Raw genomic sequence first — 7,017 nt, forward strand, 5'->3', positions numbered from 1 at the left:
ATCGCCAAGGTTCGCGGCTAATCCGCGTGGGCAACCAGATGGTTGTTGCCGACATCCGTGTAACGGACCCGGCTCACGCTTGCGCCCAGCGGCACGACCGGCGAAGGAATCTCGCCGGTCGGCACATCGAAGACATTGCGCCGGCGTTTGGGGTCGGGGATCGGCACCGCCTTCAGGAGCCGCCTGGTGTAGTCGTGCTGCGGATTCTCGAAGATCTGCCGCCGGGTGCCCGCTTCCACGATCTGGCCGAGATACATGACGGCGATCCGGTGGGAGACCTGCTCGATTACCGCCATATCGTGGGAAATGAAGAGATAGGAGAGCCCCAGGTCTTCCTGCAGTTCCTGCAGAAGATCCAGAACCCGGGCCTGGACGGAAACGTCGAGCGCAGAGACGCTCTCGTCGGCGACGATCACCTTGGGCGACAATGCGAGCGCCCGGGCGATGCAGATGCGCTGGCGCTGGCCGCCGGAAAACTCATGCGGATGGCGCGTCATGACATCGGCCGGCAGGCCGACACGCTCGAACAACGCCGCCACTTTGTCGCGCAAGTCCCTGCCGCTTGCCAGCCCGTGAATGACCAGCGGTTCGCCGACAATATCGCCGACGGTCATGCGCGGGTCGAGCGAAGCGTAAGGATCCTGGAAGATCATCTGCATGTCGCGCCGGAGGCGGCGCTGGAGCTGTTTGTCGCGGACACCGGCAGGCTGACCCGCGACGCGGATCGAGCCTTCCCACGGCACGAGGTTCATGAGCGCCTTGCCGATGGTCGACTTGCCGCAACCGCTTTCCCCGACCAGCCCCAGCGTCTCGCCCGGATTGAGGGAAAAGGAAACGCCCTCGACCGCATGGACCCGGGAGGTGACCCGGTTGAGAAGGCCGCCGCGCAGATCGAAGCGGACGACCAGATCCCTCACCTCCAGAACCGGCGCCTCCGGATCTCCGGCGCCCTTGGGTGCGCTGTCGACACCGGTCATCGCCCCCAGCTTAGGCACCGCGTCAAGCAATTGCCGCGTATAGGGATCGGTGGGCCTGTCGAAGACCTCGGTCACGTTTCCCTGTTCCACGATGTGGCCGTGGTTCATGACGATCACCCGGTCGGCCATTTCCGCAACCACGCCCATGTCGTGGGTGATCATGATGACGGCGGTGCCGAAATCGCGCTGCAGGTCACGGATAAGCTGCAGGATCTGCGCCTGGATGGTCACATCAAGCGCCGTTGTCGGCTCGTCCGCGATCAGGATCTTCGGATTGCAGGCGAGCGCCATGGCGATCATCACACGCTGGCGCATGCCGCCGGAAAGCTCGTGCGGATACTGCTTCAGCCGCCGGGCCGGTTCGGAAAGCCGGACAGACTCCAGCATCTCCAGCGCGCGTATGTCCGCCTGTGTTCTCGTCACTTCCTGATGGGCCAGGATGGCCTCGCGCAACTGTTTGCCGACAGTCAGGACCGGATTGAGCGAGGTCATCGGTTCCTGGAAGATCATGGCAATGTCGCCGCCACGGATGCGGCGCAATTCTTCTTCGCGGATCTTTGTCAGATCCTTGCCTTCGAACAGAATCCTGCCGCCGGAGACACGCGCCATCGGCTCCGGCAGAAGCCCCATGATCGACAGGGCCGTAATCGATTTTCCCGATCCGGACTCACCCGCGATGCAAAGCGTCTCGCCCCGTTTCAGGTCGAAGGACAGCCCCTTGACCACGGTCTTGCGCCCTGAGGGGGTGGCTACATCCGTGCAGAGCCCGTCAACGGAGAGAACGGTCTCGTCGGAAGAGGAAGAAATTTCGGGCGATGCATTCATCGGCTCGGCCTGATTGTTCGAAGGGACAGGAACCGGGCGGCGGCGGTGGGTAAGTCGCCGCCCGGCCCGGTTACTGGAGCACCACCTTCGGGAAATAGAAGGAGACGACCCAGTTCGGCATGTCGACGATTTCCGAAATCCGGAGATCGCCGCAAACCGAGCACAGCATGTAGGCTTCGACCGGGCTGTAGCCGTGGCGGGCGCACAGAAGGTCGATCATGTTCGAGACGGCGGCCTGCGCGCCTTCGAAAAGATCGGTCCCGATCCCGGTCGTGACCTCGTAGCCCATTTCGTCCAGATGACGGGTGACCGGACCGGGCGTTTCGAACCGCGGCATCTTCAGATCCGCGCCCTTGACGAGATCCAGCTCGATCACCGTGTTCATCGGGCTTTCGATGGCCGTGCCGCAAACCTCACCGTCGCCCTGGGCGGCGTGGGTATCGCCGATGGAGAACAACGCTCCCTCGACTTCCACCGGCAGGTAGAGCGTGGTGCCCGCGGCAAGATCGCGAATGTCCATGTTGCCGCCGACGCGCCGGGGCGGCACGATGGAGTGAAGGCCGGCTTCCGCCGGCGCAACTCCGATCGTCCCGGCAAAGGGCTTCAGCGGCACCTTGCCGAACGGCGCATAGGCGGAGGTGCCGAGCTTGTCCTTGTCATAGGACCAGACATGCAGGGCCGCTTCCTTGAACTGGTCGGCCAGCAGGCCGAAGCCCGGAATGTTCGCCGTCCAGCCGAAGCCGGACGGTTTGAACTCGTGGATCTTCACCACCAGGGCATCGCCCGGTTCGGCCCCGTCCACATGGATGGGACCGTTGACCGGATTGATCTTGCCGAAGTCCATGTTGGCAACGTCCTCGACGGTGCTTGTCCGTGTCAGCTGACCGGCAGAGCTGTCGAGGCACTCGAATTCGAGCACCGTTCCCGGAGCCACCGTCTCGGCCGGGGCAAACGAGTTGTCCCAGCCGAAATGATGTTGTGCCGCATGAATGGTGTAGGCGGCCTTACAATTACTGCACATCTTTCGCCCATACGTAGTCGTAGTTGACGGGAATGTGGACCGGATCGACGAAGATGGCGTCAGGGCCTCCCAGCCGTTCGGACCGCATCGTGAAACGCTGCTCATGGAAGACAGGAGCCCAGGCCGCGTCCTCCATCACCGAGATGAAGATCTTCCGCCAGGCTTCCTCGCGTTCGGCCTTCTTCGCCGGATCGGTCATGCTGTCGGCTTCAGCGGCCTGCTTGTCCAGGTCCTCGTTGCAGTACCAGGACCAGTTCCAGCCGCCCTTGACCGCACCGGCGCAGCCGAGGATCGGGCCGTAGAAGTTGGACGGATCCGGGAAGTCGGCGATCCACGCCATGCCGCCGGACCAGATCATCGGCGCCTGGTCGGGTTCTCCGCCCGCCGCGATCACGTTGGCCTGGGCCAATGCCTTGATCTCGGCCTTGATGCCGATGGCCGCCAGATCCGCCTGGATGGACTGGGCAATGCGCGGGTTCGGGTCGGTGTTGTAGACATAGAGTTCCGTATCGAACCCGTCGCCAAGACCCGCCTGCGCCAGCAGGGCCTTCGCCCCTTCCGGATCATACGAATAGCCTTTGTATTCCTGGTCATAGCCCGGCATGGTCGGCGGCAGCGGCTGATTGGCGGGAACCGCGCGGCCGTTGATGATTCGCACGATGCGATCCTTGTTGATCGCCATGTTTACCGCCTTGCGGACTTCCTGCTTGTCGAACGGAGGCATCTTCACGTTCATGGTGACGTAGCCGGTATGCAGCTGGCCACCCTCGATGATCAGGTCCTTGTACTGCGGATCCTTCGTGACCTCGAGGAACTTTGCCGGTGGAATGCCGTCGCCCGGCATGTCCACTTCGCCGCGCTGCAGGCGCAGCAGGGCGACGATCGGCTCCTGGCCGACTTCAAAGGTGATTTCATCGAGCCTGGGAACGCCCGCGCGCCAGTAGTCCTCGTTGCGCTTGAAGACGAGGCGCTGGCCAAGCGTCCATTCTTCAAGAGAGAAGGCACCGGAGCCGACGGGATGCTTGCCGAAATCCGCGCCCCATTTTTCCACTTCCTCTTTCGGTACGATGGAGGAAAAGTTGATTGCCATGACATGCAGGAAGGTTGCGTCCGGACGGGACAGTTCGATCTTTACCGTGTGAGGATCGACGACCGTCACCCCTTCAAGGCTTTCGGTCTCGCCCGCGGCAACCGTGTCGAAACCCTTGATGGAGGCAAAGAACCCCGCCCCCGGGCTTTGCGTCTTCGGATTGGTCACGCGGTCGAGCGAGTATTTGACATCTTCCGCCGTCAGCTCGCGGCCGTTGTGGAACTTGACGCCCGGACGCAGCTTGAAGGTGAAAACCGTGCCGTCGTCGGAAATCGTGTAGTCCTCGGCCAGATCCGTCATCAGGTTGGTCGTGCCCGGCTCATAGTCCATCAGGCCGTCGAACAGGCTCTTGATCATCGACCAGTTCTGCCAGTCGTAGCCGATCGCCGGGTCGAGCGTTGAGACGTCGTCCTTGTAGGTGACGATCATCGAGCCACCCTGCTTGATGTCTTCGGCCTGCGCCGGTGTCAGTGCCGTGGCGGCAAGAAGGGCGGCGGCCCCAGCCAATAATGTCTTTTTCATAGTCCTACCTCCGGTTCCAGGTAATGAGCCGGACCGCTCTGACGGCGGTTTGGCCGGCAAGCTTTCTGCGCTTCAGCGCAGCTTGATCCTCGGATCAATCAGAGGGGCGACCATGTCGGCAAGGAAGTTGCCGAGAACGATCGCGAATGCGGAGATGAGCGTCACGCCCATGATGATGGGAATGTCGACGCGCTGAATGGCCTGCCAGGCAAGCTGGCCGATGCCCGGCCAGCCGAAGACGCTTTCCACCACCACGATGCCGCTCATGAAGAGGCCGATATCGATGCCGATCATCGCGATGATCGGCAGAAGCGCATTGGGCAGCGCGTGGCCGAACAGCACCTGCCAGCGCTTCAGCCCCTTGGCCCGGGCCGTCCGGATGAAGTCCTGGCGCAGCACGTCGATCATCGACGAACGCATCATGCGCGAGTACCAGCCGGCGCCGAGAAAGCCGAGCGTCAGGGCCGGCAGCACCAAGTGCCGGAACGTTCCGTAGCCACCGATCGGGAACCAGCCGAGCTGAACGGCAAAGACATAAAGCAGCAGGATGCCGACCACGAATTGCGGCGAGGAGACACCGACGAAGGACAGCACCATCAGGCTCGTGTCCGTCGCCGTGTTGCGCTTGAGGGCCGCGACCAGGCCCATGCTGAGGCCGATGGCGAGTTCGCAGGCGATCGCCCCCACCATCAGGAGCAGGGTTGCCGGCAAACGCGACCAGATCAATGCGCCGACTTCCGTCTTCTGCAGATAGGACCGGCCGAGGTCCCCCTGAAGCAGGCCGGTCAGATACCGGAAATACTGCTGGTAGAACGGCAGGTTCAGACCGAGCTGCTCGCGGATGTTCTCCACCGTCTGCGCGGTCGCGCTGCGGCCCGCGATCTGCCGGGCCGGATCGGCCGGGATCAGATAAAGCAGAACGAAGGTGAAGAACGAAATACCGAGGAGAATGAGAAGCGATTGCGCCAGGCGCCGCAGAATATAGCCGCCCATGATCAGTGCCTCCCTTTCTGCGTCGGGTCGAGCACTTCACGCAGGGCATCGCCGAGGAGGTTGAAGCCGAGCGCCAGCGCGATGATCGCAAGGCCGGGGAAGAACACCAGCCACGGCGCCGAGGTGAAATAGGTCTGGTTCTCGTAGATGATGTTGCCCCAGGAGGGCGTCGGCGGCTGCACGCCGATGCCGAGATAGCTGAGGGTTGCTTCCAGCAGGACGGTGGTGGAAATGCCGAGCGTGCCGAAGACGACGATGGTCGACAGGAGATGCGGCAGGACGTGGCGGAACAGGATGCGGGGCAGCCCCGCGCCCATGGCCCGTTCGGCGAGAATGAACTCGCGCTCCGACAGGGACCTGGTTTCCGTATAGACGACACGCGCCATCTGCACCCAGTTCACCATGGCGATGACCAGTGCGACGATCCAGAGGGACGGTTGAAACAGAGCCGCCAGGGTGATCGCCAGCAGTAGCGCGGGAAAGGCCATCATCAGGTCGGTGAATCGCATCAGCACCGTTTCCACCCAGCCGCGGAAGAAGCCGGCCAGAATGCCGACAAATGCACCGACGACCACTGCAATACCGTTCGCGACCACACCGATGATGAGCGAGGTTTGTGCTCCGTAGATCAGGCGCGACAGCAGGTCCCGGCCGAGAAGGTCAGTGCCCAGCCAGAATTTTTCGCCCGGCGGCAGCGGTGCGCCTTCCAGCGTCAGCCCTTCGAAGAACTGCTCCGAAGGGTTGTGGGGCGCAACGACCGGCGCAAATACGGCCGCCCCGACAATGACCGCGATCAGGACAAAGGCGAAAACGGCAAGTTTTCGTTGCAGCAGGCGCCGCAAAACACCCTGCGGCAGCTCGGGAGCGCTCACGGGCATGGCTTCAGGCTTCGCGTCGGCCGGCATCCTGCCCTCCCTTGCGCGCCACCAGGTCCACGGCGACCGTTTCTATTGTTTGCCGGCTGTTCATGGCCATGTCCTGCAGCAGCCGGTAGGCGGCCTCCACGGTTCCGCCCTGGTGCTGCATCAGCAGGAGAATGGCTTCGGCCACCTGCGGGCGGCAGGCCAACCGGGTTTCCAGCTTGGCGATACGCTCCTCGGAGGCCTTGCGCATGGCGAAGGTCTGCGTGGCCACGACCAGCGCGCCATAAACCCCGCTTGAGGCGATCGGCTTGCTCAAATGCGCGATGGCTCCGCGCCGGATCGCCCATTCGACCCGTCCGGGCGCTTCGCTGCCCATCAGCGCGATCATCGGCATCGGATGCGTGTCGATGGACCATGGAAACTGGGCATCATGGCCTGAGTCAGCATCGAAGATGATGACATTCGACTGTTTCGCCTCTTCGGGAAGCTCCGGCCAGGAAGTCGAGATCTCAACGCCGAGACGCTGGAGCTGACGGCAGACGGCATCCCGGTCGGCGTGCGGCTTGTGCAGGATGCTGGCGGTCCAGCTTCGGAAACTCGGGGTGCGGAAGAGCGTGCTCATGACGACACCAGCTTCAGTTTCGGCTGGCCGCCGTTGCCGGTCTCGGAGGCGTACGCCCCCCCGCCGACACTGTCGAGCGGATCGTAATGGACGAGATAGGGATC

At 63.0% G+C, this 7,017-nt stretch carries 6 protein-coding genes; all 6 read right to left on the reverse strand.

Features of this window, described 5'->3' with window-relative positions:
* Positions 1 to 17: 17 nt before the first annotated feature.
* The 6 genes from ACQY7U_RS10060 to ACQY7U_RS10085 all read right to left on the reverse strand — a co-directional run bounded on the left by ACQY7U_RS10060 (position 18) and on the right by ACQY7U_RS10085 (position 6,913).
* On the reverse strand, positions 18 to 1,802 hold the full coding sequence (locus ACQY7U_RS10060) for an ABC transporter ATP-binding protein (protein ID WP_428644031.1): 1,785 nt from the start codon (positions 1,800 to 1,802) through the stop codon (positions 18 to 20).
* Between the two features lie 70 nt (positions 1,803 to 1,872).
* Positions 1,873 to 2,823 (reverse strand): acetamidase/formamidase family protein, encoded by a 951-nt coding sequence (locus ACQY7U_RS10065; protein ID WP_428644034.1) that lies wholly within the window; start codon positions 2,821 to 2,823, stop codon positions 1,873 to 1,875.
* Positions 2,813 to 4,435: an ABC transporter substrate-binding protein gene (locus ACQY7U_RS10070; protein WP_428644036.1), complete on the reverse strand. Its 1,623-nt coding sequence runs from the start codon at positions 4,433 to 4,435 to the stop codon at positions 2,813 to 2,815. Before ACQY7U_RS10070 ends, ACQY7U_RS10065 begins: the two co-directional genes overlap by 11 nt.
* 72 nt (positions 4,436 to 4,507) lie before the next feature.
* On the reverse strand, positions 4,508 to 5,428 hold the full coding sequence (locus ACQY7U_RS10075; protein WP_428644038.1) for an ABC transporter permease: 921 nt from the start codon (positions 5,426 to 5,428) through the stop codon (positions 4,508 to 4,510).
* A gap of 2 nt (positions 5,429 to 5,430) precedes the next feature.
* The gene (locus ACQY7U_RS10080; RefSeq protein ID WP_428644040.1) at positions 5,431 to 6,333 is read right to left on the reverse strand and encodes an ABC transporter permease; all 903 of its coding nucleotides are present in this window, start codon (positions 6,331 to 6,333) and stop codon (positions 5,431 to 5,433) included.
* Positions 6,311 to 6,913 carry an ANTAR domain-containing response regulator gene (locus tag ACQY7U_RS10085; protein ID WP_428644042.1) on the reverse strand — a complete coding sequence of 201 codons (603 nt, stop codon included), beginning with the start codon at positions 6,911 to 6,913 and terminating at the stop codon, positions 6,311 to 6,313. Before ACQY7U_RS10085 ends, ACQY7U_RS10080 begins: the two co-directional genes overlap by 23 nt.
* Positions 6,914 to 7,017 lie beyond the last annotated feature (104 nt).

The sequence above is a fragment of the Roseibium sp. genome, assembly GCF_050301095.1.
Lineage (GTDB): Bacteria > Pseudomonadota > Alphaproteobacteria > Rhizobiales > Stappiaceae > Roseibium.